This window comes from Micrococcus sp. NPDC078436 (genome assembly GCF_040702705.1).
Taxonomy (GTDB): Bacteria; Actinomycetota; Actinomycetes; order Actinomycetales; family Micrococcaceae; genus Micrococcus.
In genome coordinates this window covers 67153-89091 of record NZ_JBFBLX010000007.1, presented here as the reverse complement: position 1 = coordinate 89091, position 21939 = coordinate 67153, and the positions used below count along the sequence as shown (strand labels likewise).

Below are 21939 nucleotides of genomic sequence, written 5' to 3'. Positions count from 1 at the left end.
TGGGCGGCGAGCCCTGCCGGGGCTCACCGCGTCAGCAGGTACGCCGCCACGGCCCAGCCGTTCATGATCAGGTGCGCCAGGATGTTCATCGCGATGTTCCGGTACCGCCACCACAGCAGGCCCAGGAACAGGCCCGACGTGCCCTGCACCGCCACGATCAGTGCGGCATCCCGGGCCAGGTCCGTGGACCCGTGCGTGCCGAAGTGCATGAGCCCGAACAGCACGCACGTCAGCGCGATGCCCGCCGCCGGCACCAGCCACACCTCCAGCCGCGTCTGCAGCCAGCGGCGGTAGAACAGCTCCTCGCCCACGCCCGCCGTCAGCGCCGTCACCGCCGCCCCGAGGAGCAGGAACGTCAGGTCGTGGCCGGAGAAGTCCGCGGCCGGCACCCACGGCGCCGCCTGGGACAGCCACGCCCACACCACGACGACGGCGAGCGGCGCCCACCAGCGCCACGCCCCTCCAGCGCGGAGCACTTCCACCCCGCCACGCCACACGAAGCGCAGCGCGAGGGCGGGCAGCACCATGAACAGCAGGGCCTTCGAGAGCACGAAGTCCACGTCGGACAGCGGCGAGAGGCCGAGCCCGATCGTGAGCACGGCCAGCCCGACCAGGAAGGCCGTGCCGTGCCGGAACGCCCGCGCCTCTCCCACCACCGCCGGTTGGGACGTCCGCCGGGGCGGCAGCAGGAGGGTCAGAGCGACACCCACCACGGGCGGCAGGAACACCTGCCACAGGGGCAGGGTCGGGGCGGAGGGGTCGGCGGAGACGGTCAGCCCGTTCGGATGGCCCAGGACCACTGACCCCACAGAGAGCGCATACGCCAGGGCGCACGCGGCCAGCACGGCCGTGCGCAGCGTCCGGGAGGCCCTCCCGCCTCGGCCGCCCCCGTCGACGACCCCTGCGCCGTGGGCCCCCTTCACCGCGGATGGGCCCCACGGCGCAGGGCTCGTCCTGTCGGCGGTGCTCGTCATGTCTGCCCGCCGGGTCATCGCGAGCTCCCGGGTCGCCGTCCCCGGCTCACGCCGACGAACGTCTGGACCAGCGGCGTGTCCGCCTCCTTGAGCCAGGCCAGGCCCACGTCCCAGCCGGGATGACGGGGGTCGCCGGCCTCGTAGGCGGCCCCCTCCGCGGACACCTCGCCCTCCATTCCCGTGTCCTCGACGGCGGCCTCGCCCTCGAGCTCCTGGAGCATCGCCTCGGCCTCGCGGTCGGCGCGGGACTTGCCCACGACGTCGTCCAGCGCGCTGGCCACGGGCAGCACCACGACGTCCTTGCGGCCGAACATGCGCGCCACGGACATCGGCAGCACGACGTGCCCGGTGCCGGACGCGGCGATCTCGATGGCCATGCGCTCGCCCGCGCCCGGCACCTCGGCCGGGTCCAGGGGGTCCTCGCTCGGGGCCGGGGCGAAGCGGGCGGGCTCGAGCTCCTCCTCGGGGTCGAGCTCGGCCATGGGCACGGGGCCGTCCGCGTCCACGTCCCACGCGGAGAGCAGGTGGTCCTTGCCGACGCACACCACGGGCAGCTCGGAGTAGGAGGTGACCGTGTGCACGTGCCGCAGATCGACGCCGGCCGCGGTCAGCACCTCGTCCAGGGTGCGGTCGCGGCGCCACCGCACGTACCCCAGCTGGGGCAGCGGGTGCAGCGGAAGCCCGTAGGCGTCATGGGCGAGGTGCGCGAACTGCGCCGACTCGTCGTGGTTGACCAGCTTCACTACGCGCTCGCGCGAGCTGAACCGTCCGACCCACGTGGACGGCGTCGCCCCGGGGATGGTCGCCAGGAACAGCGTCTCGGGCGGGTTCTCCGCGACGTCGAAGCGCACCTTCGCCGCGGGGGCGTCGCGACGGCGGCCGGCGCCGCCCTTCGCCCCGCCGGCCTTGCCCGCACCCGTCTTGCCGCCGGGCCGTCCGGGCCGCGCGCCTCCGCCGGAGCGGGAGGGGCGGCCGCCTCGTGCGGGGCTCAGCGGACCTTCTCCTTCAGGAAGGAGACCGCGCGGCCCCAGGCGAGCTTCGCTTCGGCCTCCTGGTAGTTGCCCGCCGGGTTCTCGTCGTTGTGGAAGGCGTGGTCGGCGTCGTAGTAGAAGTACTCGACCTCCGCGCCGGACTCCTCGCGGATCTGCTGCTCCTGCTGACGGGCCTTCTCCACGGGGAACATCTGATCGCGCTCGGCGTAGTGGCCCTGGACCGCGGCGCGGACGCCGGAGAAGTCGCCGGGCACGCCCTGGCCCACGCCGTAGAAGGGCACGGCGGCGGAGACCCTCGCGCCCTGCTGGTTCGCCAGGGCGAGCACGAAGCCGCCGCCCATGCAGAAGCCGATCGCGCCGACGGTCTCGGAGGTGACCTCGTCGCGGGAGAGGAGGTAGTCGACCGCGCCGGCCAGCTGGCGGGCACCCTCCTCGGCGGGGAGGTTCTCCATCATCTCGCCGGCCTCGTCGCCGTCATGGGCGATCCAGCCGCCGTAGAGGTCCGGGGCGAGGGCCACGAAGCCCTCCTCGGCGAGGCGGTCGCACACGTCCTTGATGTGGTCCACGAGGCCCCACCACTCCTGGATCACGATCACGCCGTGGCCCTGGCCGGACTCGGGGAGGGCAAGGTAGCCGTGGCCCTGCTGGTCGCCGTCGCGGGAGGCGTCCTTCGTGGGCAGGTTGAACGAGACGTTCTGGTGCGGGGTCTTGGAAGCCATCATGCGCCCCACCCTACGGATCGCGCCCGGGGTGCGGCGAGGGCTGGTCGCACTCCGCGCTGTGGTCACGACACGCCGCGCACGCTCCGGGGCGGACGGCGTGTCGTGACCACAACGCGCCGGCGCGCCGGAGCGCCGAAGCGTCGGAGCGTCAGCGCTTCAGCACCTCAGCGCTTCGGCAGCAGGTGCGCGATCCGCTCCGCGAGCGCCGAGCGCTTGAGCTTCTGCGTGGGCGTGAGGAGCGCGGCGAGCTCCTCGGGGTCCGGCAGGAGCACCTTGTAGGAGCGCAGCCGCTCGGGCACGGGGACCTTCGCATTGGCGGCGTCGATGGCCGCGCCCACCGAGTCGCGGATCCGCTGCTCGGAGACCTCGATCATGCGCCCGGCCTCGTCCCTGAACCGCTCCGCGGTCTCGGCGCCGTCCCGCAGGCGGGCGGACACGGCGTCGGGCACCTGCCAGTCCGGCAGGTGACGCTGCACCCACGCGGCGAGGGCCTCGCGGTCCAGCAGGATCATGGCGGTGGGGTGGTCCAGGCCATCGCCGATCACCACGGCGTGGCCGACCGCGGGGTGCAGCTCCACCTCGCGCTCCCACGCGGCGGGGTTGATGGTCTTGCCGTTGGCGGTGACGATCACGTCCTTGACGCGACCGGTCACGGTGAGCCGGTCGTCGTCGTCGAGACGGCCGAGGTCCCCGGTGCGGAACCACTCGCCGTCGAACGCGGCGGCGGTCTCATCCTCGTCGGTGTACCCGGCGAACACGCCGGGGCCGCGCATCTGGATCTCGTCGTCGTCAGCGATCCGCACGGACATCCCGGGCAGGGGCAGGCCCACGGTGCCGGGGACCACGTCCCCCTCGCGATGGCCCACGGCGGGGGCGGTGGTCTCGGTGAGCCCGTAGCCCTCGAACACGGTCAGGCCCATGCCGGTGAACAGGCGCAGCAGGTCCGGGTCGAGCTTGGCCGCGCCGCACAGCAGGTGGGTCACCCGGCCGCCGAGCAGGTGCCGCACCCGGCGGTAGAAGAGCCGCTCGTAGAGGGCCAGCTGGGCGCGCACGGGCACCAGGAGCTTGGGGTCCTCGCCCAGCACCACGCGCCCCTTCGCGACGGCGGCCGCCCGGGCGCGCTCCCAGAGCACGCCCACGGAGAGCGGGCCCACGCGGGTGCCGCGCGCCTTCTCCTCCACGCCGAGCACGATCTTGGACAGCACGCCGGGGACCACCATCACGAAGGTCGGGCGGATCTGCCCCATGGACGGCACGGCGGCCTTCGGGTAGCCCACGTGCGCCACGGACATCCCACCGTGCAGGCAGATCATCTGCACGGCGCGGGAGAGCACGTGCGCCAGCGGCAGGAACAGCACGGTGGAGCCGCCCGGGTGCACGAACCCCCGGTAGGCCTCGGCCACGTTGAGCACCTGGTGGACGAAGGACCGGTGCAGGATCCTCGTCCCCTTGGGCTCCCCCGTGGTGCCGGACGTGAACACGATCGTGGCGACGTCGTCCAGGCCTCGGGCCGTGCGGGCCGCCTCGAGCGCCCCGTCGGTGACGTCGGCGCCGAGCGCCTCGAGGGCGCGCAGGTCGCCGGCGGGGGCGCCGTCGGCGTCGGCGTCGTCCAGGGTCCACACCGCGGACCCGTGGGGGCCGCGAGCGGCGCCGTCCCGCGCGTCGAGGGCCTCGCGCAGCGTGGCTGCGGCGGCCCGGGAGCCGGCGAAGGCGGCGCGCACGCCCACGACGTCGGCGATCGCCGCCATCTGCGTGGCCGGGGCGGAGTCGAACATGGGGACCACCACGGCGCCCGCGTAGAGGCAGGCGAGGTCCATCAGGGTCCACTCGTACCGGGTGGCGGAGACGATGGACACGGCGTCCCCCGGGCGGATCCCCAGCGCGATCAGGCCCTTGGCCAGCGCGCGCACCCGGGCGTGGAACGCGGCCGTGGTGACCGGCTCCCACGGGGCGTCGAACGGCGCGGCGGGGTGGCGCACCTGGAAGGCCACCACGTCGGGGTGCCCCGCGACGCGGCGCTCCAGGACGTCGGTGATGTTGCGCAGCTCGGCGGCGTCGGCGAGGGCGGGCATGTCCACCTGGCGGCGGGGGACCGGGGAGGCGGACGGGGCGGCGGGGACCGGGGAGGCGGAGTCCATGGTGACGATTCTCGTGCATCCGCGGCCCGCTGACCTGCACCCGGTCCGGCCACGGCGACGCCGGCCGCCCCGGAGTGGGGGCGACCGGCGTCGTGGGGTGTCCGGGGGGGGAGACGATCAGCCCCGGACGTCTGCGGGTCCGGCGGGCCGGGCCCGGATCAGGCCTGGACGAACTCGGCGTCGATCTCGATCTTCACCTTGTCGCCCACCAGCACGCCGCCGGCCTCGAGCCCGGCGTTCCAGGTCAGTCCGAAGTCCTTGCGGGAGATCTCGGTCTTGGCCTCGAAGCCCACGCGGGTGGTGCCGAACGGGTCGGTGGTCTGGCCGCCGAGCTCGACCTCCAGCTCGACCTGCTTCGTGGTCTCGAGGATGGTGAGGTCGCCGACCAGGACGAACTCCTCGCCGTCGAAGCCGCGGACCTCGGTCGAGCGGAAGGTCATGGTGGGGTGCTTCTCCACGTCGAAGAAGTCCTCGCCCTTGAGGTGGCCGTCGCGGTTGGCGTCCTTGGTGTCGATGGACTGCATGTCCACGGTGATGTCCGCGGAGGAGCGGGCGAAGTCCTCGGCGACGGTGAGGGTGCCGGAGACGGCCTGGAAGGTGCCGCGCACCTTGGAGATGCCCGCGTGGCGGACCGTGAAGCCCACCTCGGTGTGGGAGGCGTCGAGGTTCCAGGTTCCGGGGGTGACCTGCGTCATGGGGATGCTCCTTCAAGGATGTTCGGATCTGCGGTCACAGGGTGCTCCCCCGTGCTTGTTTCAAATCTAAACATCTCTCTCCATCGCGCGTCCAGGACTTGCACGTGAAAGTCAGAAACACTCCGTCACACTTCACGTGTGAACCGCGGAATCTCGTCGTTCGCGCGCCGGGGGCGCGGGCATCGTCGTCGCGACCGGTGTCCTGTAACCTAGGCCACACGTGCCGCCCACCCGCGGCCGCTCCCGGCGCCGACCCGCGCCGACGACGACGGGCCCCCACCTGGTCCTCCCCGTCCGACCGATCCGCGTGAGGCACCCCGCCCGCGGACCGTCCGACGACGACACCAGCCCCGGCGACCCGCCCCCGCGTCGCCCTCCCGCCTGAAGGAGGCCCAGCCATGACCGTCACCCTCTCCCCCTCGCCCACCCAGCCGTTCTCCCCCGTGCCCGGCCAGCGGATCGACCCCGAGCTCGCCCGCTCCTGGCTGCTCGTGAACGCCGCGCAGCCCGGGCGCTTCCAGCCCGCGGAGGACTCGGCCGCGGACATCGTCATCCTGGACGTCGAGGACTCCGTGGCCCCCGCGGACAAGCCCAAGGCCCTGCAGGACACCGTCGACTGGCTCACCTCGGGCCACACCGCGTGGGTGCGCCTCAACGGCTACGGCTCGAAGTGGTGGGAGGACGACGTCGCGGCGCTCGCCGCGACCCTGCCCGCGCACCTGGGCGGGCCGGTCGCCGAGGGCGGCCTGGCCGGCGTCGTGCTGGCGATGGTGGAGTCCACCGACCACGTGAACGAGACCGCGAAGCGGCTGCCGGGCGTGCCCGTGGTGGCGCTCGTGGAGACGGCACGCGGACTGCAGCGGATCGACTCGATCGCCGCCGCGAAGGGCACGTTCCGCCTGGCGTTCGGCATCGGCGACTTCCGCCGCGACACCGGCCTGGGCGAGTCGCCGATGGCGCTGGCGTACACGCGGTCCCAGTTCACGATCGCGGCGAAGGCCACGGGGCTGCCGGGCGCGATCGACGGGCCCACCGTGGGCTCCACCGGCGTGAAGCTCGCCGAGGCGACGGCGGTGACCGCGGAGTTCGGCATGACCGGCAAGCTGTGCCTCGCGCCGGAGCAGTGCGCGGCCGTGAACGAGGGGCTCAGCCCGTCCCAGGAGGAGCTGGCGTGGGCCCACGAGTTCCTCGCGGACTTCGAGGCCGACGGCGGCGAGATCCGCAACGGCTCCGACCTGCCCCGCAAGGCGCGCGCGGAGAAGATCCTCGGGCTGGCCGCCGCGTTCGGGGTGCACTCCACGCGGTACCCGGACCAGGACAACGCGATCACGGCGCCGTCGGACACGTACCACTACTGAGCGGGGCCGTCGCCCACCAGAAACGCGGGTTGAGTTGTCACGGGTGCGGAGGCCGCACACCGGTGACAACTCAACCCGTGTTGCCTCGGGGGGCGCGGATCCCGCCTCCGCTCAGACGTCCCGGCGGGTGCGGCTGACGACGGCGGCACGCACCGAGAACGCCAGGACGACGGCCAGGATCCCGTAGATCACCCACGTGATGGGGCTGGAGACCAGGATGGCGGGATCGCCCACCGAGCTCAGCAGCGCATCCCTGAGGCTGGTCTCGGCGAGCGGCCCGAGGACCATGCCGATCATGAGCGGGGCGAGCGGGTAGCCGTAGCGGCGCATGAGGAAGCCGAGCACGCCGAGGGCCAGCAGCATGAGCAGGTCGAACACGGCGCCCGTGGTGGCGTAGATCCCGAGCCCGCAGAACAGGGTGATCCCCGCGTACAGGTAGTGCTGAGGGATGAGCAGGAGCTTGGCCCACAGCTGGGCGAACGGGAGGTTGATGGCCAGGAGCACCACCATGGCGATGAAGAAGCTGGCCAGCAGCGCCCACACGAGGTCGGGCGAGCGGTCGAACAGCAGCGGGCCGGGCTGCAGGCCGTACTGCCGGAACGCCGCGAGCATGATCGCGGCGGTCGCCGAGACGGGCAGGCCCAGCGTGAGCAGGGCGCCCATCGCCATGCCGGTGGTCGCGTTGCCCGCGGCCTCCGGGGCGGCGAGGCCGCGGATGGCGCCCTTGCCGAACATCGGGACCCGGCGGCGCCTGTCCAGGCGGCGCTCCGCGGAGTAGGCCAGGAACGTGGGGACCTCGGAGCCGCCGACGGGGACGATGCCGAACGGCAGGCCGATCGCGGTGCCGCGCAGCCACGCGGGGGCGGCCTCGCGGAACTCGGCCCCGGAGAGCCACGGCCGGCCGGTGCGGCGGATCCGCAGGTCCCTCCGCTCGCGGCGCACGCGGGAGGCGACATGGAACACCTCGCCGAGGGCGAGGACGGCCACGGTCACGGTCACCAGCGGGATCCCGTCGAAGAGCTGCGAGGAGCCCATCGTGAACCGCTCGGTCCCGGTGACGCCGTCGATGCCCACCACGGCGATGCCCAGCCCGAGCACGAGCGATGCCAGGCCCCGAAGCACGGAGTCGGCGACCACGGAGGAGGTGGCCACGAAGGCGAACAGGGCGAGCGCGAAGTACTCGGCCGGTCCGAAGCTCGTGGAGAACTCGGCCAGCACGGGCGCCAGGAACACCACGCACACCGAGGCGATGATGCCGCCGATGAACGCGCCGATCGCCGCCGTCGCGAGCGCCTGGGCCGCGCGCCCGTCCTGGGCCATGCGGTGGCCCTCGAAGGTGGAGGCGATGGCCGAGGCCTGCCCCGGGGTGTTCATCAGGATGGCCATGGTCGAGTCGCCGAACAGGCCGCCGAAGTACACGCCGGCGAACAGGATGAACGCGGCCGTGGGCTCGAGCGCGAACGTCATGGGCAGCAGCAGGGCCACGGCCATGGACGACCCGAGGCCGGGCATGACGCCCACGGCGGTGCCGAGCAGACAGCCGAGCACCACCCACAGCAGGTTCATCGGGGTGAGGGCTCCCGCGAAGCCCTCCATCAGAAGACCGAGCGTCTCCATGTCAGAAGCCACCTCCCAGGATGCCCGAGGGCAGGGTCAGACCGAGCACGACCGCGAACGCGAGGTACGCGAGCGAGGAGACGAACAGGGCCACGAGGATGTCGAACACCGGCCGCGGCGAGCCGAAGGCGCGGGCCACGGTCCAGAACAGCAGGGCGCCGGCCAGGATCCAGCCGAGCCACGGCAGCAGCAGCGAGAACGCCAGGAAGCCCAGGAACACCCACGCCAAAGCGGAGAAGTCCGAGTGGAAGCGGGTGAGGGAACCGGCCGGCTGGCCGACCTCGCCGTCCGCGTCCGCCTGGCCCTCCGGGGACTCGCGCGTCACCACCACCTGGGCGGCGAGGGCCACGGCGAGCACCAGCCCGACCGCCGCGAGGATCAGCGGGAAGAACGAGGGGCCGGGGAAGTCCATCCCCTCGGTGTCCATGCGGAGCGAGCCGATCAGCAGGTAGAGGCTGAACGCCGCCAGCACGCCGGGCATGACGAGGGCCGAGAGGCCGGTGGCACGCCCCCAGCGGGAGCGCTCGGGCGAGACGGCGGAGACGGTGGTCGAGTCGCTCATCGGATCTCCTCCGTCAGCCTCTGGATGCGCTGGACCTCGTCGTCGATGAACGTCTCGAGCTCCGGCCCGGTCAGGGGCACGAGGTTCCAGTAGTTGCGCTCCACCGCGTCCGCCCACTCGGGGGTCTGCAGCGCCTCGGTGACGAGCGCCTCGAGATCGGCCCGGTCCTCGGTGGAGATCCCGGGAGGGGCGAAGAGGCCGCGCCAGTTGGTCAGCGTCACGTCGTAGCCCTGCTCCCGCAGCGTGGGGATGTCCTCGACGCCCGTGAGTCGCTCCGGGGCCACCACGCCGAGCGCCCGGAGGCGGCCGCCCTGCACCTGGGGGTACATGTCGGCGAAGCCGCCCGCCGTGGCTTGGGCGGTGCCGTTCAGCAGGGCCTGGATCGCCTCTCCGCCGCCGTCGGAGTTGATGTAGGTGGTCTCCTCCACATCGATCCCGGCCTGCCCGGCGAGGTCCGCCATGACGAGCTGGTCGAAGGATCCGCCGCCGGTCCACGCCACGTGCGGCGGATCCGCACGCCATGCCTCGATGAGCTCGTCCATGCTCTGGTACGGCGAGTCGGCGGGGACCACCACGAGGTTGTACTCCTCCACGGCGCGGGCGATCGGCGTGACGTCGGACAGCTGCGGTCCCGCCCCCCGGGCCGCGTGGGTCGCGATGTGTCCCGTGCCGCCCACCATCAGGTTGTTCGGCTCCTCCAGCGTGCTCAGCTGGCCCAGGCCGATGGTGCCGCCGGCGCCGGGGATGTTCACGACCTGCACGTTGTTCACCAGGCCGTTCACGCGCATCGCCTGCTGGAGCTCCCGCTGGAACGAGTCCCAGCCGCCGCCGGCCGCGGCCGGGGCGATCAGGGTGAGGTTGGTGCGGACGTCCGTGCCGCCCGAGGCCGAGCCGATGGAGAACGCGCTGGCGACGATGACGGTGATCACCGCCACCACGGAGAACAGGAGGCGACCGAGGCCGCCGCGGCGAGGCGGATCGGCCGTCGAGGAGGAGGGCATGCTGGGGTCCTTCTGACGAGACCCGGCAGGGCGGAGACATCCGCGCCGACGGGTCTTGGTGCGAGTGGTGGTGAGACGGTATCAGCGATGTGGGTCACATTCGATCGAGGGCGCCACATGTCTCCTGGAGGGGACAAACGCCCGACCCATCGCGCACAGTGGACCCCATGACTATCGTGATCGCCGGCACCGGTTCCCCCGAGAGCGCCGCAGCCCACCGGGCCGCCCTGAGTGAGGCCGCCCTGCGCGGCGAGAACCTTGTGTACTTCTCCCTCGACGGCACGGAGCCGGACCCGTCCGAGGCGGGGAACGCGGGCGTCGAGGTGTCCGTGGAGCATGCCCAGGAGCGCGGACGGGACGCCGTCGGAGATCTGCTGGACCACGCCGAGCGCATCGGCGCGACGCGGATCGTGGTGGGCGTGAAGCACCGCTCCCCCGTGGGCAAGCTCCTCCTGGGCTCCGCCGCCCAGCAGCTCATCCTCGAGGCCCGCGTGCCCGTGCTCTGCGTGAAGCCCTGACCCGCACCCCGGTGACGACGTCGGCCCCGCGCCTCCGAGGGGGAGACGCGGGGCCGAGGTGCAGTGCACAGGCGCCCTCAGGCGCCCCCGATCACGGGTAGAGGCCGCGCAGCAGGTGCGCGTCGGCCACCCGCTCCACCGCGGTCACGGTGGCGGCCTCACGAAGGGTGAGGCCTCGCTTCTGGCTGGCCTCCAGGAGCGCGTCCCACGCGGTGACCATGCGCTTCTCGAGGCGCTCGTCCACCTCCTGGCGGGACCACCAGTAGGCCTGGTTGGCCTGGGCCCACTCGAAGTAGGAGACGACCACGCCGCCCGCGTTGGCCAGGATGTCCGGCACCACGAGGACGTCGTTCTCGGTCAGGATGCGGTCGGCGGCGGAGGTGGTGGGCCCGTTGGCGCCCTCCACCACGATCCGCGCCGTCACGTCGCCCGCGTTCTCCTCGGTGAGCACACCCTCGACGGCGGCCGGGACCAGCAGGTCCACGTCCATCGTCAGCACGGCGGCGGCGTCCATCGGCTCGGTGTCCGGGGCGTCCACCACGCTGCCGGTCTCCAGCATGTGCGCCAGCAGCGAGTCGTAGTCCAGGCCGTTCGCGTTGTGCACGGCGCCGTACTGGTCCGAGACCGCGACGACCTTGACGCCGGCCTCCGCGAGGAACTCGACCGCGCCCGCACCGACCTTGCCGAAGCCCTGGACCACCGCGGTGGCGCCCTCGGGCTTGATGCCGCGGTGCCGCAGGGCGGCGAGCGCGACGTGCACGACGCCGGCCGACGTCGCCGACGCGCGGCCCAGGGAGCCGCCCAGGGCGACGGGCTTGCCGGTGACCACGCCGAGCGTGGTGTGGCCGCGGCTGGTGGAGTAGGTGTCCATCATCCAGGCCATCATGCGCTCGTCCGTGCCCACGTCCGGGGCGGGGATGTCCTGGTCCGGGCCGATGATCGGCAGGATCTCGGAGGTGTAGCGGCGGATGACGCGCTCGAGCTCGCCGGCCGAGTACTGGCGCGGGTCAATGCTGACGCCGCCCTTGGCGCCGCCGTACGGCACGTCCAGGAGGGCGCACTTCCAGGTCATCCACATGGCCAGCGCGCGGACCTCGTCGAGCTCCACGTGGGGAGCGAACCGCACGCCGCCCTTGGCGGGGCCGCGGGAGAGGTTGTGCTGCACGCGGTAGCCGCGCAGCACCTCGACCTCACCGGAGTCGCGGCGCAGCGGGATGGCCACGGCCATCTCGCGGCGGGGGGTGGCGAGGAGCTGGTGGAGCCCCTCGTCGTAGCCCAGCGTGGCGACGGCGGCGGCAAGCTGGTCCTTCGCGTCGTCCAGGGGGGAGCGGGGCGCCGGCGCCGTGGCGGCGCCGGTCGGGGTGGTCGTCATCGTTGAACGTCCTCGGTCGGTGATGGGGGTGGTCACCGGCCGGACCTGAGCGGGCGTCCACGTCAGTGGGGAGGCCGGTCCGGACGGATTCACGCCCGCGCCGTCAGGTGGACGGTCAGCGGGCACCCGGCCAGCGTAGTGGCCGGAGGCGCCACACCCCAGGGACGGGCGACGGCGGCCCGCGTCACACCCCACGACACGCGCCGGACCCGCCCCTGACATGGGGGGACGACCCCCGCCGATAGGGTGGAACGCTCTCCTTCCCCGATCCGGCCCCCGCACCCGCGCCGGATCGTCCCGCTGACCCCGAGGTGCCCCCGCGGCCGCCCGCACCCAGGAGGGCCGACCGCGGGACAGCCGTCCGCCTGGGGACAGACCGGACCCTTCGCATGCCCCTCCCCCGCTCCCGCGCCCTCGCCGCGCTCACGGCCGCCCTCGCGCTCCTCGCGTCCGGCTGCGTCCCCCCGGACAGCACCGCCTCCACGCCGACGCCGGACCCGAGCCGGGCGGCCGCGTCCGTCACCCGGGCGGCCGAACCCACGCTGCCCGCACCCGAGGCGGCCTCCAGCCCTACGACGACGGCCGGGCCGCCGTCGGGGTCCGCGACGCCCGAGGCGACGATCCCTCCCGAGCCCGCGCCGACGTCGTCGTCCGCGCCGGAGGCCCAGGGGCAGGCCCGATCCGGGAGCGCCCTCGCGGCCCTGGAGCGGCTGGAGGTGAAGGGCCGCGCGCCCAAGACGGGCTACGACCGCGCGGAGTTCGGCCCGGCGTGGACGGACACGGACCACAACGGCTGCGACACGCGCAACGACGTCCTTGCCCGTGACCTCGTGGACGAGACCTTCAAGCCGGGCACGCGGGACTGCGTCGTGCTCACGGGTGTCCTCGAGGACCCGTACACGGGCACCCAGATCCACTTCACGCGCGGGCAGGGGACGTCGGAGGCGGTGCAGATCGACCACGTCGTGGCGCTCTCGGACGCGTGGCAGAAGGGCGCCCAGGGGCTCTCCGAGGCCCAGCGGACGGCCCTGGCCAACGACCCGCTGAACCTGCTGGCCGTGGACGGCCCGTCCAACCAGAAGAAGTCCGACGCCGACGCCGCCTCGTGGCTGCCCCCGCGGAGCGCGGCGCGGTGCCCCTACGTGGCGCGGCAGATCGCGGTGAAGATGACCTACACGCTGTGGGTCACCGACGGGGAGAAGGGCGCGATGGAACGCGTACTCGAGTCCTGCCCGGACCAGGAGCTTCCCGACGGCGGCGCGTCGCCGGGGGCGATGAGCGAACCGCAGGCAGCGCCGGAGCCCGTGAGGAGCAGCGCGGCGCCCGCCCCCGCCCCGAAACCCGCACCGACCAAGGCCGCGCCCCGGCTGGCGACCACCGAGCCCGAGGCGGCCGCACCGGATGAGGCTGAAGCCGAGGAATCCGCGACGGACCCGCGCTTCAGCAGCTGCAAGAAGGCCAAGGACGCCGGGTACGGCCCCTACGCGTCCGGCTCGGACCCCAAGTACGCCTGGTACCGCGACGGCGACGATGACGGGGTCGTCTGCGAGTGAGGCTGGAGTGCATGATCACCACATGAATTCAGAAAAGGACCGCCCGAGTGTCTGGATCGTCCTCCAGGATGAGACGCCGGACAACACCGTCTTGGGCGTCTTCGAATCCCGCTCGGCGGCGGCAGCGTTCTCCGACGAGGTGAGCTGCCTCTTCCCGCGCCGTGTTCTCTACGCCGAGTACCCGATCGGGTACAGATTCACGGACCACTCCCGGTCCGCCTGACTCCCTGAGCGTGGGCACGAGCACGCCCCTGCCCGGACATGCAGAAAGGACCCGAGATCCTCTTCCGAGGTTCCCGGGTCCTTCCGTGCGGCCGGTGTCCGGCCCGCTGTGCGCGAGGGGGGACTTGAACCCCCACGTCCTTTCGAACACTGGCACCTGAAGCCAGCGCGTCTACCTATTCCGCCACTCGCGCGAGTGGCTTCCTGCTCGTGATCCGCTTTTCACACGAACCGCCGCAGGCAGCGAGGGATACTCTACCCGCACGCCCGGCCGCCCCGCAAATCCTCTCGCCACGGTCCGGCCCCGTACTATCGGAGGCGACGACTGTGGAAAGGGGCCCCATCGGTGGGACTTCTGGACAACCTCGAACACGGCCTGGAGAAGGCCGTGCGCTCCGCGTTCTCCGCGGGCGGCTCACGCTCGGTGAAGCCGGTGGAGATCGCCACGGCGCTGCGGCACGCGATGGACGACGAGTCCTTCGCCCTGTCGGAGGGCCATACGGTGGCGCCCAACGACTTCGTGGTCCACTTCTCCCCCGCGGACTTCGAGCGTGCCCGCGCGTGGGGCAGCCCCCTGGCGAGCCAGCTCTGCGACGAGGTCATCCGCCACGCCGAGACCCAGGGGTACGGCCTCCCCGGCGCGGTGCGCGTGGCCTTCCACGCGGACGAGGCGGTCCGCCCCGGCAGCCTGCGCGTCGTCTCGCACCTCGACGACGGCTCCTCGAGCTCCTCCTCCCCCGCCGCTCCGGCGCCGACTGCCCCCGCACCGCCGCCGGCACCGGCAGCACCGCAGCCCGCACGCCGGCCGGCCCCGCGCCGAGCCGCTGCGCCGGCCGTCCAGCCCACCGTGGTCCTGCCCCGCGAGCCGGCCCAGCCCCGCGTTCCCGCACTCGAGCTGGACGGCGTCCACCACCGCATCGACACCACAGACGTGGTGCTGGGCCGGTCCGCCGAGCGCGCCGACCTCGTGGTGCCGGACACCTCGGTCTCCCGCGAGCACGCGCGCCTCGTGCGGGTGGGCGCCACGGTCACCCTCATCGACCTGGGCAGCCGCAACGGCGTGCTCGTCAACGGCCGTCGCGTCGACGGCTCCACCACCCTGCGCGAGGGTGATCGGATCACCGTGGGCCAGACCGAGCTGGTCTTCCACGCCGCTGCGCCGACCGGAGGGAGCCGGGCATGAACGAGCTCGCCATCGCCGTGCTGCGCCTCGGCCTCCTGCTGGCCCTGTGGATCCTGATCATCTCGATCGTCCTCTCCCAGGGACGGGACCTCGTGGTGGGCCGACGCAACAAGACCCGCTTCGAGCAGGCCCGGCGCGACGCCGAGGTCCAGGCCCCCGTCGCCCGGGTGGCCGCCGGCCCCGTCCCGGCCACCGCCGGAGCCTCCGCGGCCGGGTCCTCGCCCGCGGCGCCGTCGTCGTCCCCCGCACACGCCGCGCCCGCCGCCGCGAGCGCCCCCACCCTCCCTGCCCCGCGCCTGGCCCGCACCCTGCGCGTCGTGGAGGGCCCGCTCGCGGGCCGCACGGTGGAGCTGGACGGCCGCCCGCTGCTCATGGGGCGCGCGCAGGACGCAGGCCTGGTCCTCGTGGACGACTATGCCTCCGGCCGCCACGCACGGCTCTTCCCGCAGGGCACCCGCTGGTTCCTCGAGGACCTGGGCTCCACCAACGGCACCGCCGTGGACGGCGCGCCCGTGACCCGCGCTCTGCCCGTGGGCCCGGAATCGGTGATCCGCATCGGCAAGACCGTCATGAGGCTCGAGGCCTGATCCGATGACCCTCGTCCTCCGCTTCGCCGCTCGGTCCGACGTGGGACGCGTGCGCTCCAAGAACGACGACTCCGCCTACGTGGGCCGTCACCTGGCGGTGCTCGCGGACGGCATGGGCGGGCACGTGGGCGGAGACGTCGCGAGCGCCTCCACGGTGCTGGACCTGGCCCCGCTGGACGACGTCGGCTACAAGGACCCGGGCACGGTCCTGCCGGACGAGATCCAGAACGCGAACCTGATCCTCAACGAGCTCGTGCACGCCAACCCCAAGCTGGCCGGCATGGGGACCACCTGCACCGCCGCGCTCCTTGCCGGCGAGACGCTGCACATGGCGCACATCGGCGACTCGCGGGCCTACCGCCTCGCCGACGGCGCGTTCTCCCAGGTCACGCGCGATCACACGTTCGTGCAGAAGCTCGTGGACGAGGGCCGCCTGGAGGCTGCCGAGGCGCAGTTCCACCCCAACAAGAACGTCCTCATGCGGGTGCTGGGAGACGTGGACGCCTCCCCCGAGCTCGACGTGTTCGACGTGCCCGTGGCGGCCGGCGAGCGCTGGCTGCTCTGCTCCGACGGACTCACGGACGTGGTCACGGTGGAGCGCATCCACCAGGAGCTGGCCGAGGGCGAGGCCCTCAACACCGTGGTGGACAACCTGGTGGACCTCACCCTCAAGGGCGGCGCCCCGGACAACGTCACCATCGTGGTGTTCGAGGTCGCGGAGGGCACGCCCGAGGAGCTCGCCCCTCCGCCGGAGGTGCAGCTCTCGGAGGACGCCCTGGCCGTGGCCCAGGCGCCGGAGGCCGGCGCGGTGTCCGGGCGCCTGCTGCGCGAGGACCTCGCGGCGCGGCCCCACCTGATCGTGGGCGCCGCCTCCTCTGCGGTGAAGACCGACCGCATCCCCGTGGTCACCCGCAGCTCCACCCGCCGCCGCGCGGCCGCCCTGCTCGGCGAGACGCCCGCCCCGGAGAACCGTCCCCGCCGGACGGCCGCGCTCCTCACGAGCGGCGGCGAGTCCGTCACCCCCGCGCCGCTCGACTCCGCTGACGGCCCGTCCGACCGTCCCGGGACCCCCGGGGAGGCGGAGGCCGCGTCCGCCTCGGACACCGCGGCGGCGGGCGCCGTCGGGACCCCGGAGGGCTCCGCGACCGCGCAGTCCCCGGCGGACGGCGCCGACGGCGACAGCCGCCGCAGGCGCGACGGGAAGCCGACGCAGTACCGCCGCGGCTGGTTCATCCCCGTGTTCACCACCCTGCTGGCCCTCCTCCTCGCCGCCGTGGCGCTGTGGGGCTACCTGTGGACCCAGACCCAGTACTACGTGGGCGAGGACGCCGGGCAGGTGGCCGTGTACCGCGGCGTCCCCCAGCACCTGGGCCCGCTCGACCTCTCCCATGTGGACCGGCGGACCGACCTGTCCGTGGACGGCCTCCCCTCGTACGCCCAGGAGCGCGTCCGCTCCGGCATGGCGGCCCGTGACCTCGGCCACGCCGAGCAGATCGTGACCGAGCTGAGCGAGTCCCTCGCCCCCGGCGCCCCCGCGCCCACGGGTGAGACCCCGGAAGGAGGCGAGCGCTGATGCCCGACGTCATCTCCCCGCCGCGACCGCGCCGCACCACCGAGCTGATCCTGCTGGTCTTCGCCCTGGCCGTGGCCGTCGGCGCGGACCTGCTGGGCATCCTGGGCGCGGGCGGCACCGTGACCCGCACGGACCTCGTGCCCCTCGGGGTCTTCGCCGCGGCCACCCTCGTGATGCACGTTGTGCTGCGCCTGCGCGCGCGCTACGCGGACCCCTTCATCCTGCCGATCGCCGCGCTGCTCAACGGCCTGGGCATCGCCGTGATCCGCCGGCTCAGCGAGGACACGCGCGGGGCCAGCGCCGACTCGCAGCTGATGTGGTCCGTCCTCGCCGTCGCGGTGGCCACGGCCCTGGTGTTCCTGGTGCGGGACCACCGGCTGCTGCGCCGCTGGCCGTACCTCTTCCTGGCGGCCTCCGCCCTCCTCCTGGTGCTGCCGCTCGTGCCCGGCCTCGGTCTGAGCGCCAACGGCGCCCGCATCTGGGTGAACGTCGGCTTCGGCACCTTCCAGCCGGGCGAGATCGCCAAGATCACGCTGGCCATCTTCTTCGCCGGGTACCTCTCCGCCAACCGGGACCTCATCCTGCTGGCCGGGCGGCGCGTGGGCCCGCTGACGTTCCCCCGGGTACGCGACCTCGGCCCGCTCGTGGCGGCCTGGCTCGTGGCGCTCGGCGTGCTCGTGTTCCAGCGGGACCTCGGCTCGGCGCTCCTCTTCTTCGGCATGTTCATGGCCATGCTGTACATCGCCACCTCGCGGTTCTCCTGGATCCTGCTGGGCCTGGGCCTGGTGGCCGCGGGCGCGGTGCTGGCGTTCCTGTTCATGCCGCACGTGACCGCCCGCTTCCAGATCTGGCTCCACGCGTTCGACCCGGAGATCTACCACCGGGACTTCGGCGGCTCCTACCAGGTGGTCCAGGGCCTGTTCGCCATGGCCTCCGGAGGCCTCATGGGCACGGGCCTCGGAGCGGGCAACCCCACCCAGGTGCCGCTGTCCTTCTCGGACATGATCCTCGCCAGCATCGGCGAGGAGCTCGGCTTCGTGGGCCTGGCCGCCGTGCTGGTCCTCTACCTGCTCCTCGTCACCCGCATGATGCGGGCGGCCCTCGGCGTGCGGGACGCGTTCGGCAAGGTGCTCGCCTCCGGCCTGGCCTTCACCATGGCGTGGCAGGTCTTCGTGGTGATGGGCGGCGTCACCCTCGTGCTGCCGCTCACCGGCCTGACCACGCCGTTCCTGGCGGCAGGCGGCTCGTCCCTGCTGGCCAACTGGATCATCGTGGGCCTCGTGCTGCGCATCTCGCACGCGGCCCGCCGGCCCGTCGTGGTGGACGCCATGGTGAACGCCTCGGGCCCCGGCGCCGGCCACCTCGACCCGGGCGCGGAGCTGCCGCGCGCCGCCGTCGCCTCCGGCTCCTCCTCCACGGGGGGTGGCCCGCGATGAACGAGGCGATCCGACGCACGTGGACGGTCATGGTGGCCATGTTCCTGGTGCTGGCCGCAGCGGCCTCCGTGATCCAGGTGGTGGCCGCGGACCGGCTCAAGCAGAACCCCCTGAACTCGCGCCAGATCTTCCTGGAGTTCGGCGCACCACGCGGGCCCATCCTGGTGGACGGCGAGCCGATCGCCGAGTCCGTGGAGTCCGACGACGCCTTCACCTACCAGCGCGTCTACCACGACACCGCGCTGTATGCGCCGCTGACCGGCTTCTACTCGCTCACGTACGGCACGGAGGGCCTGGAGAAGGCCATGAACGAGCAGCTCGCGGGCACCCCCACCTCGCAGTTCATGGACCGCGCCGTGGAGATCATCACGGGCGCCACCGCGGAGGGCGACCAGGTGGAGCTCACGATCGACCCGGAGGCCCAGCGCGCCGCCTACGCCGCGCTGCCCGAGGGCGTGCGCGGCTCCGTGGTGGTCACGGACCCCGAGACGGGCGAGATCCTCGCGATGGCCTCCCGCCCGGGCTTCGACTCCAATGCCCTCTCCTCCCACACGCGTGCGAAGGCCCAGGAGGCCATGTCCGCGCTCGAGGCGATCCCGGGCGCGAGCGCGTACCGCAACCGTCCGTCCGAGCAGACGGTCTCCCCCGGCTCCACGTTCAAGCTGATCGACGCCGTCGCCATGCTGGAGTCCGGCGACTACGCCCCGGACGACGTCCTGGACGTCCCCGCGCGGTGGACCCTGCCCGGCACCTCGGCGCAGATGGGCAACTACGACGGCGGCCAGTGCGACGGCATCGAGAAGGCCACGCTCACCACGATCATGGCCCAGTCCTGCAACACCCCCTTCGCGATGGCCGCCGTCGAGCTCGGGGAGGACGCGATCCGCGACACCGCCGAGCGCTTCGGCTTCAACGAGGAGGGCTCGATGCCGCTGCCGATCGCCGCGTCCCGCTTCCCCGAGGACCTCGACGACGCATCCCTGGCGCAGTCCGCCATCGGGCAGCGCGACGTGCAGGCCACGGCCCTGCAGATGACCATGGTGGCCGCGGGCATCGCCAACGAGGGGATGGTGATGGAGCCGCAACTGGTGCGGGCTGTGCGCCGCCCGGACCTGACCACGGTGGAGGAGTTCAGCCCCCGGGAGCACGGCCGAGGCACGGACGCGGACGTGGCGCGGCAGATCACGGGGATGATGGAGGAGGTCGTCCGCAGCGGCACCGCGACGGGCGCGGCCTCGGACAGGATGAGGATCGCGGCGAAGACGGGCACGGCGGAGATCGGTGACAGTGAGAACGTGCACTCATGGATCACCGGCTTCGCGCCGGCGCAGGACCCGCAGGTCGCGGTGACGATCGTCATCGAGGACGTGGACACGAGTTTCGGACACCGGACAGTGGTGGAGGGCATGAAGAGCATCATGGAAGCGGTGGTCGCAGAATGAGGCCGACATCGGGGATCACCCTCGGGGGCAGGTACCAGCTGACCGATCGGATCGCGATCGGCGGCATGGGCGAGGTCTGGAAGGCGCGGGACAAGGTCCTGGGCCGGATCACGGCCGTGAAGATCCTCAAGGAGGAGTACACGGGCGACCCCAACTTCCTGCGCCGCTTCCGGGCCGAGGCCCAGCACACCGCCCTGCTCAACCACCCCGGCGTGGCCAACGTGTACGACTACGGCGAGGAGAAGGGCTCCGCCTACCTCGTCATGGAGCTCGTGCCGGGCCAGCCGCTCTCCGCGATCCTGGAGAAGGAGACCTCCCTCTCCCCGGAGCGCACCCTGCGGATCATCTCCCAGACCGCCGCGGCGCTCTCCGCCGCCCACGCGCAGGGCCTGGTGCACCGGGATGTGAAGCCCGGCAACCTCATGATCACGCCCTCGGGCCGGGTGAAGGTCACGGACTTCGGGATCGCGCGCCTGGCGGACCAGGTGCCGCTGACGGCCACGGGGCAGGTGATGGGCACCGCCCAGTACCTGGCCCCCGAGCAGGCCACGGGCCAGCAGGCCACCGGGTCCTCGGACATCTACTCGCTGGGCATCATCGGCTACGAGGCCCTCGCCGGCCGCCGGCCGTTCACGGGCGAGTCCCAGATCGCGATCGCCCTCGCGCAGGTCAACGACACCCCTCCGCCGCTGCCGGACACCGTCCCCGCGCCGGTCCGCGCGCTGATCATGTGCATGCTCTCGAAGGACCCGAGGGAGCGTCCCTCCGACGCCACGGCCCTCTCCGACGCGGCGGACGCCCTGCGCCAGCGGGACACACGGGCCGCCGTCGCCGCCGCGCCCGTGCTGGCCTCGTTCCTGGAGGAGCAGGGCGTGCCGGCCGAGGCGGACCAGGAGACCGCCACGCTCGACTACGCGGGCATGCGCGCGACGCATCAGAGCGGCTCCGAGGACGGCCGGGGCGGCGGGGACGGCCCAGCCACCGCGGAACTGCCCGTGGCCGCCGCGCCCGCGCCCCAGGCCGACCAGGACATCTCCGCCACGCGCCCGGCGGACACCCGCCCCTCGCCCATGGTGGCGCCGGCCGAGGAGTCCTGGGGCGCCCCCGCGGTGGCGCCCCGGTCGGGCTCCGCGCCCGCGGGCCGACGCCGCGGACCCCGCTGGCCGCTCATCGCCCTCCTCGCCCTCCTCGTGTTCGCGGTGCTCGGCGCCCTGCTGTGGCCCCTGATCATGGGGGCGCGCGACGGCGGCGCCCCAGGCTCCTCCCCCTCGGCCTCGGCCGTCCAGGTGGACGCCGAGGCCTACCGGGGCCGCCCCGTGGCCGAGGTGCGCCCCGAGCTGGAGCGGCTCGGCCTGACCGTGGCGCAGGAGGACCGTGACGACCCGCAGCCGGAGGGCACCGTGGTGGGCGTGAACCCCGTGGGCCCCCTGCAACGCGGCCAGACCGTGACCCTGGCCGTCTCCACCGGCGCCGGGACACTCCCCCAGGACCTCGTGGGCCAGCCCGTGGACACGGTGGTCGCGCTGCTGCGCGAGCGCGGGTTCAGCGTGGACCGCGTGGACGATCCGGAGGCCGACGGCGCCGCCGGCGAGGTGGTCCGCGTCGTGCCCGGCTCGGGGGAGCGGCACCGCTTCGACACGCCCGTCCAGGTGATCGTGGCCACGGCCGGCTCGGGGACCGCCCCCGCGGCCCCGCCGGTGGAGCCGGCCCCGGCGTCGTCCTCGGCCCCCGCCGCGCCGCCGGCCGCGCCCAGCACCTCCCAGCCCGCCGAGAGCACCCCGGCCGCCCCGGTGACCCCCGAGGCCTCCCCGACCTCCTCGGCGGCCGAACCCCTCCCGGAGTCGACCACGGAGGCCCCGGCCCCGACTCCCCCCGACCCCTCGTCGGCCGAGACCAGCACCCCGTCCCCCGCGGACGGGGGCGCCTCCTCGCCCGGCGTGGCCGACCCCTCGGCCACGGACGTCCCGACGTCCACGGCGACCCCCGCCGGCTGA

General features: G+C 73.4%; 19 protein-coding genes and 1 tRNA gene. 10 read left to right on the top strand and 10 right to left on the bottom strand.

Translation table 11 applies throughout. From position 1 onward, the window contains the following. Nucleotides 1-23: 23 nt before the first annotated feature. The 5 genes from AB0302_RS05975 to AB0302_RS05955 all read right to left on the bottom strand — a co-directional run bounded on the left by AB0302_RS05975 (nucleotide 24) and on the right by AB0302_RS05955 (nucleotide 5521). The gene (locus AB0302_RS05975) at nucleotides 24-845 is read right to left on the bottom strand and encodes a CPBP family intramembrane glutamic endopeptidase (RefSeq protein ID WP_366370856.1); all 822 of its coding nucleotides are present in this window, start codon (nucleotides 843-845) and stop codon (nucleotides 24-26) included. 143 nt (nucleotides 846-988) lie between these two features. After that, nucleotides 989-1825, bottom strand: coding sequence for a hypothetical protein (locus tag AB0302_RS05970; RefSeq protein WP_319075653.1), 837 nt, complete (start codon nucleotides 1823-1825; stop codon nucleotides 989-991). A gap of 137 nt (nucleotides 1826-1962) precedes the next feature. Further along, a complete protein-coding gene (locus AB0302_RS05965; RefSeq protein WP_366370855.1) occupies nucleotides 1963-2688 on the bottom strand; it encodes a dienelactone hydrolase family protein in 726 nt (241 codons plus the stop codon). 164 nt (nucleotides 2689-2852) lie between these two features. Continuing rightward, nucleotides 2853-4826: an AMP-binding protein gene (locus AB0302_RS05960; RefSeq protein ID WP_298986784.1), complete on the bottom strand. Its 1974-nt coding sequence runs from the start codon at nucleotides 4824-4826 to the stop codon at nucleotides 2853-2855. Between the two features lie 158 nt (nucleotides 4827-4984). Continuing rightward, on the bottom strand, nucleotides 4985-5521 hold the full coding sequence (locus AB0302_RS05955) for a YceI family protein (protein ID WP_248116665.1): 537 nt from the start codon (nucleotides 5519-5521) through the stop codon (nucleotides 4985-4987). A 398-nt stretch (nucleotides 5522-5919) separates the two neighbouring features. Here AB0302_RS05955 and AB0302_RS05950 point away from each other — a divergent pair, with 398 nt between their 5' ends. After that, nucleotides 5920-6879, top strand: coding sequence for a CoA ester lyase (locus tag AB0302_RS05950; RefSeq protein ID WP_366370854.1), 960 nt, complete (start codon nucleotides 5920-5922; stop codon nucleotides 6877-6879). Between the two features lie 111 nt (nucleotides 6880-6990). Here the strand turns inward: AB0302_RS05950 and tctA are convergent, their stop codons facing one another. The 3 genes from tctA to AB0302_RS05935 are packed head-to-tail and all read right to left on the bottom strand — an operon-like array spanning nucleotide 6991 to nucleotide 10059. Then, nucleotides 6991-8496 carry a tripartite tricarboxylate transporter permease gene (gene tctA / locus AB0302_RS05945; protein WP_248116669.1) on the bottom strand — a complete coding sequence of 502 codons (1506 nt, stop codon included), beginning with the start codon at nucleotides 8494-8496 and terminating at the stop codon, nucleotides 6991-6993. 1 nt (nucleotide 8497) lies between these two features. Further along, nucleotides 8498-9058 carry a tripartite tricarboxylate transporter TctB family protein gene (locus AB0302_RS05940; protein ID WP_366370853.1) on the bottom strand — a complete coding sequence of 187 codons (561 nt, stop codon included), beginning with the start codon at nucleotides 9056-9058 and terminating at the stop codon, nucleotides 8498-8500. Then, nucleotides 9055-10059, bottom strand: a complete 1005-nt coding sequence (locus AB0302_RS05935; RefSeq protein WP_366370852.1) for a tripartite tricarboxylate transporter substrate binding protein — start codon at nucleotides 10057-10059, stop codon at nucleotides 9055-9057. The genes AB0302_RS05940 and AB0302_RS05935 overlap by 4 nt, the downstream gene beginning before the upstream one ends. A 167-nt stretch (nucleotides 10060-10226) precedes the next feature. Here AB0302_RS05935 and AB0302_RS05930 point away from each other — a divergent pair, with 167 nt between their 5' ends. Beyond that, nucleotides 10227-10577 (top strand): universal stress protein, encoded by a 351-nt coding sequence (locus AB0302_RS05930; protein ID WP_248116675.1) that lies wholly within the window; start codon nucleotides 10227-10229, stop codon nucleotides 10575-10577. A gap of 91 nt (nucleotides 10578-10668) precedes the next feature. Here the strand turns inward: AB0302_RS05930 and AB0302_RS05925 are convergent, their stop codons facing one another. Beyond that, complete coding sequence (locus tag AB0302_RS05925; protein WP_366370851.1) at nucleotides 10669-11949, bottom strand: Glu/Leu/Phe/Val dehydrogenase; 1281 nt, start codon at nucleotides 11947-11949, stop codon at nucleotides 10669-10671. A gap of 389 nt (nucleotides 11950-12338) precedes the next feature. Between AB0302_RS05925 and AB0302_RS05920 the strand changes: the two genes are divergently transcribed. Then, nucleotides 12339-13502, top strand: coding sequence for a DUF1524 domain-containing protein (locus tag AB0302_RS05920; RefSeq protein ID WP_366370850.1), 1164 nt, complete (start codon nucleotides 12339-12341; stop codon nucleotides 13500-13502). Between the two features lie 22 nt (nucleotides 13503-13524). Beyond that, complete coding sequence (locus AB0302_RS05915; protein WP_366370849.1) at nucleotides 13525-13725, top strand: hypothetical protein; 201 nt, start codon at nucleotides 13525-13527, stop codon at nucleotides 13723-13725. 109 nt (nucleotides 13726-13834) lie between these two features. On the opposite strand, the gene AB0302_RS05910 is transcribed toward AB0302_RS05915, so the two are convergent. Beyond that, nucleotides 13835-13918: transfer RNA gene (locus tag AB0302_RS05910), tRNA-Leu, on the bottom strand. A gap of 152 nt (nucleotides 13919-14070) precedes the next feature. On the opposite strand from AB0302_RS05910, the gene AB0302_RS05905 reads away from it, so the two are divergent. Genes AB0302_RS05905 through AB0302_RS05880 form a run of 6 tightly spaced genes read left to right on the top strand, consistent with a single transcriptional unit; the run spans nucleotide 14071 to nucleotide 21939 of the window. After that, on the top strand, nucleotides 14071-14907 hold the full coding sequence (locus tag AB0302_RS05905) for a DUF3662 and FHA domain-containing protein (RefSeq protein WP_366370848.1): 837 nt from the start codon (nucleotides 14071-14073) through the stop codon (nucleotides 14905-14907). Continuing rightward, nucleotides 14904-15494, top strand: a complete 591-nt coding sequence (locus tag AB0302_RS05900) for an FHA domain-containing protein (protein WP_248116686.1) — start codon at nucleotides 14904-14906, stop codon at nucleotides 15492-15494. The genes AB0302_RS05905 and AB0302_RS05900 overlap by 4 nt, the downstream gene beginning before the upstream one ends. Nucleotides 15495-15498: 4 nt before the next feature. Continuing rightward, complete coding sequence (locus tag AB0302_RS05895) at nucleotides 15499-17067, top strand: PP2C family serine/threonine-protein phosphatase (protein WP_366370847.1); 1569 nt, start codon at nucleotides 15499-15501, stop codon at nucleotides 17065-17067. Beyond that, nucleotides 17067-18503 (top strand): FtsW/RodA/SpoVE family cell cycle protein, encoded by a 1437-nt coding sequence (locus AB0302_RS05890; protein WP_298710821.1) that lies wholly within the window; start codon nucleotides 17067-17069, stop codon nucleotides 18501-18503. The genes AB0302_RS05895 and AB0302_RS05890 overlap by 1 nt, the downstream gene beginning before the upstream one ends. After that, nucleotides 18500-19945 (top strand): penicillin-binding transpeptidase domain-containing protein, encoded by a 1446-nt coding sequence (locus AB0302_RS05885; RefSeq protein ID WP_248116692.1) that lies wholly within the window; start codon nucleotides 18500-18502, stop codon nucleotides 19943-19945. Before AB0302_RS05890 ends, AB0302_RS05885 begins: the two co-directional genes overlap by 4 nt. After that, nucleotides 19942-21939 carry a protein kinase gene (locus AB0302_RS05880; protein ID WP_366370846.1) on the top strand — a complete coding sequence of 666 codons (1998 nt, stop codon included), beginning with the start codon at nucleotides 19942-19944 and terminating at the stop codon, nucleotides 21937-21939. Before AB0302_RS05885 ends, AB0302_RS05880 begins: the two co-directional genes overlap by 4 nt.

Excerpts from the sequence above, each read along its gene's own strand:
- AB0302_RS05955 (WP_248116665.1), bottom strand. The coding sequence starts at position 5,521 with ATGACGCAGGTCACCCCCGGAACCTGGAACCTCGACGCCTCCCACACC.
- AB0302_RS05960 (WP_298986784.1), bottom strand. The coding sequence starts at position 4,826 with ATGGACTCCGCCTCCCCGGTCCCCGCCGCCCCGTCCGCCTCCCCGGTC.
- tctA (WP_248116669.1), bottom strand. The coding sequence starts at position 8,496 with ATGGAGACGCTCGGTCTTCTGATGGAGGGCTTCGCGGGAGCCCTCACC.
- AB0302_RS05915 (WP_366370849.1), top strand. The coding sequence starts at position 13,525 with ATGAATTCAGAAAAGGACCGCCCGAGTGTCTGGATCGTCCTCCAGGAT.
- AB0302_RS05965 (WP_366370855.1), bottom strand. The coding sequence starts at position 2,688 with ATGATGGCTTCCAAGACCCCGCACCAGAACGTCTCGTTCAACCTGCCC.
- AB0302_RS05925 (WP_366370851.1), bottom strand. The coding sequence starts at position 11,949 with ATGACGACCACCCCGACCGGCGCCGCCACGGCGCCGGCGCCCCGCTCC.
- AB0302_RS05930 (WP_248116675.1), top strand. The coding sequence starts at position 10,227 with ATGACTATCGTGATCGCCGGCACCGGTTCCCCCGAGAGCGCCGCAGCC.
- AB0302_RS05890 (WP_298710821.1), top strand. The coding sequence starts at position 17,067 with ATGCCCGACGTCATCTCCCCGCCGCGACCGCGCCGCACCACCGAGCTG.
- AB0302_RS05950 (WP_366370854.1), top strand. The coding sequence starts at position 5,920 with ATGACCGTCACCCTCTCCCCCTCGCCCACCCAGCCGTTCTCCCCCGTG.
- AB0302_RS05935 (WP_366370852.1), bottom strand. The coding sequence starts at position 10,059 with ATGCCCTCCTCCTCGACGGCCGATCCGCCTCGCCGCGGCGGCCTCGGT.
- AB0302_RS05880 (WP_366370846.1), top strand. The coding sequence starts at position 19,942 with ATGAGGCCGACATCGGGGATCACCCTCGGGGGCAGGTACCAGCTGACC.
- AB0302_RS05900 (WP_248116686.1), top strand. The coding sequence starts at position 14,904 with ATGAACGAGCTCGCCATCGCCGTGCTGCGCCTCGGCCTCCTGCTGGCC.
- AB0302_RS05940 (WP_366370853.1), bottom strand. The coding sequence starts at position 9,058 with ATGAGCGACTCGACCACCGTCTCCGCCGTCTCGCCCGAGCGCTCCCGC.
- AB0302_RS05920 (WP_366370850.1), top strand. The coding sequence starts at position 12,339 with ATGCCCCTCCCCCGCTCCCGCGCCCTCGCCGCGCTCACGGCCGCCCTC.
- AB0302_RS05885 (WP_248116692.1), top strand. The coding sequence starts at position 18,500 with ATGAACGAGGCGATCCGACGCACGTGGACGGTCATGGTGGCCATGTTC.
- AB0302_RS05895 (WP_366370847.1), top strand. The coding sequence starts at position 15,499 with ATGACCCTCGTCCTCCGCTTCGCCGCTCGGTCCGACGTGGGACGCGTG.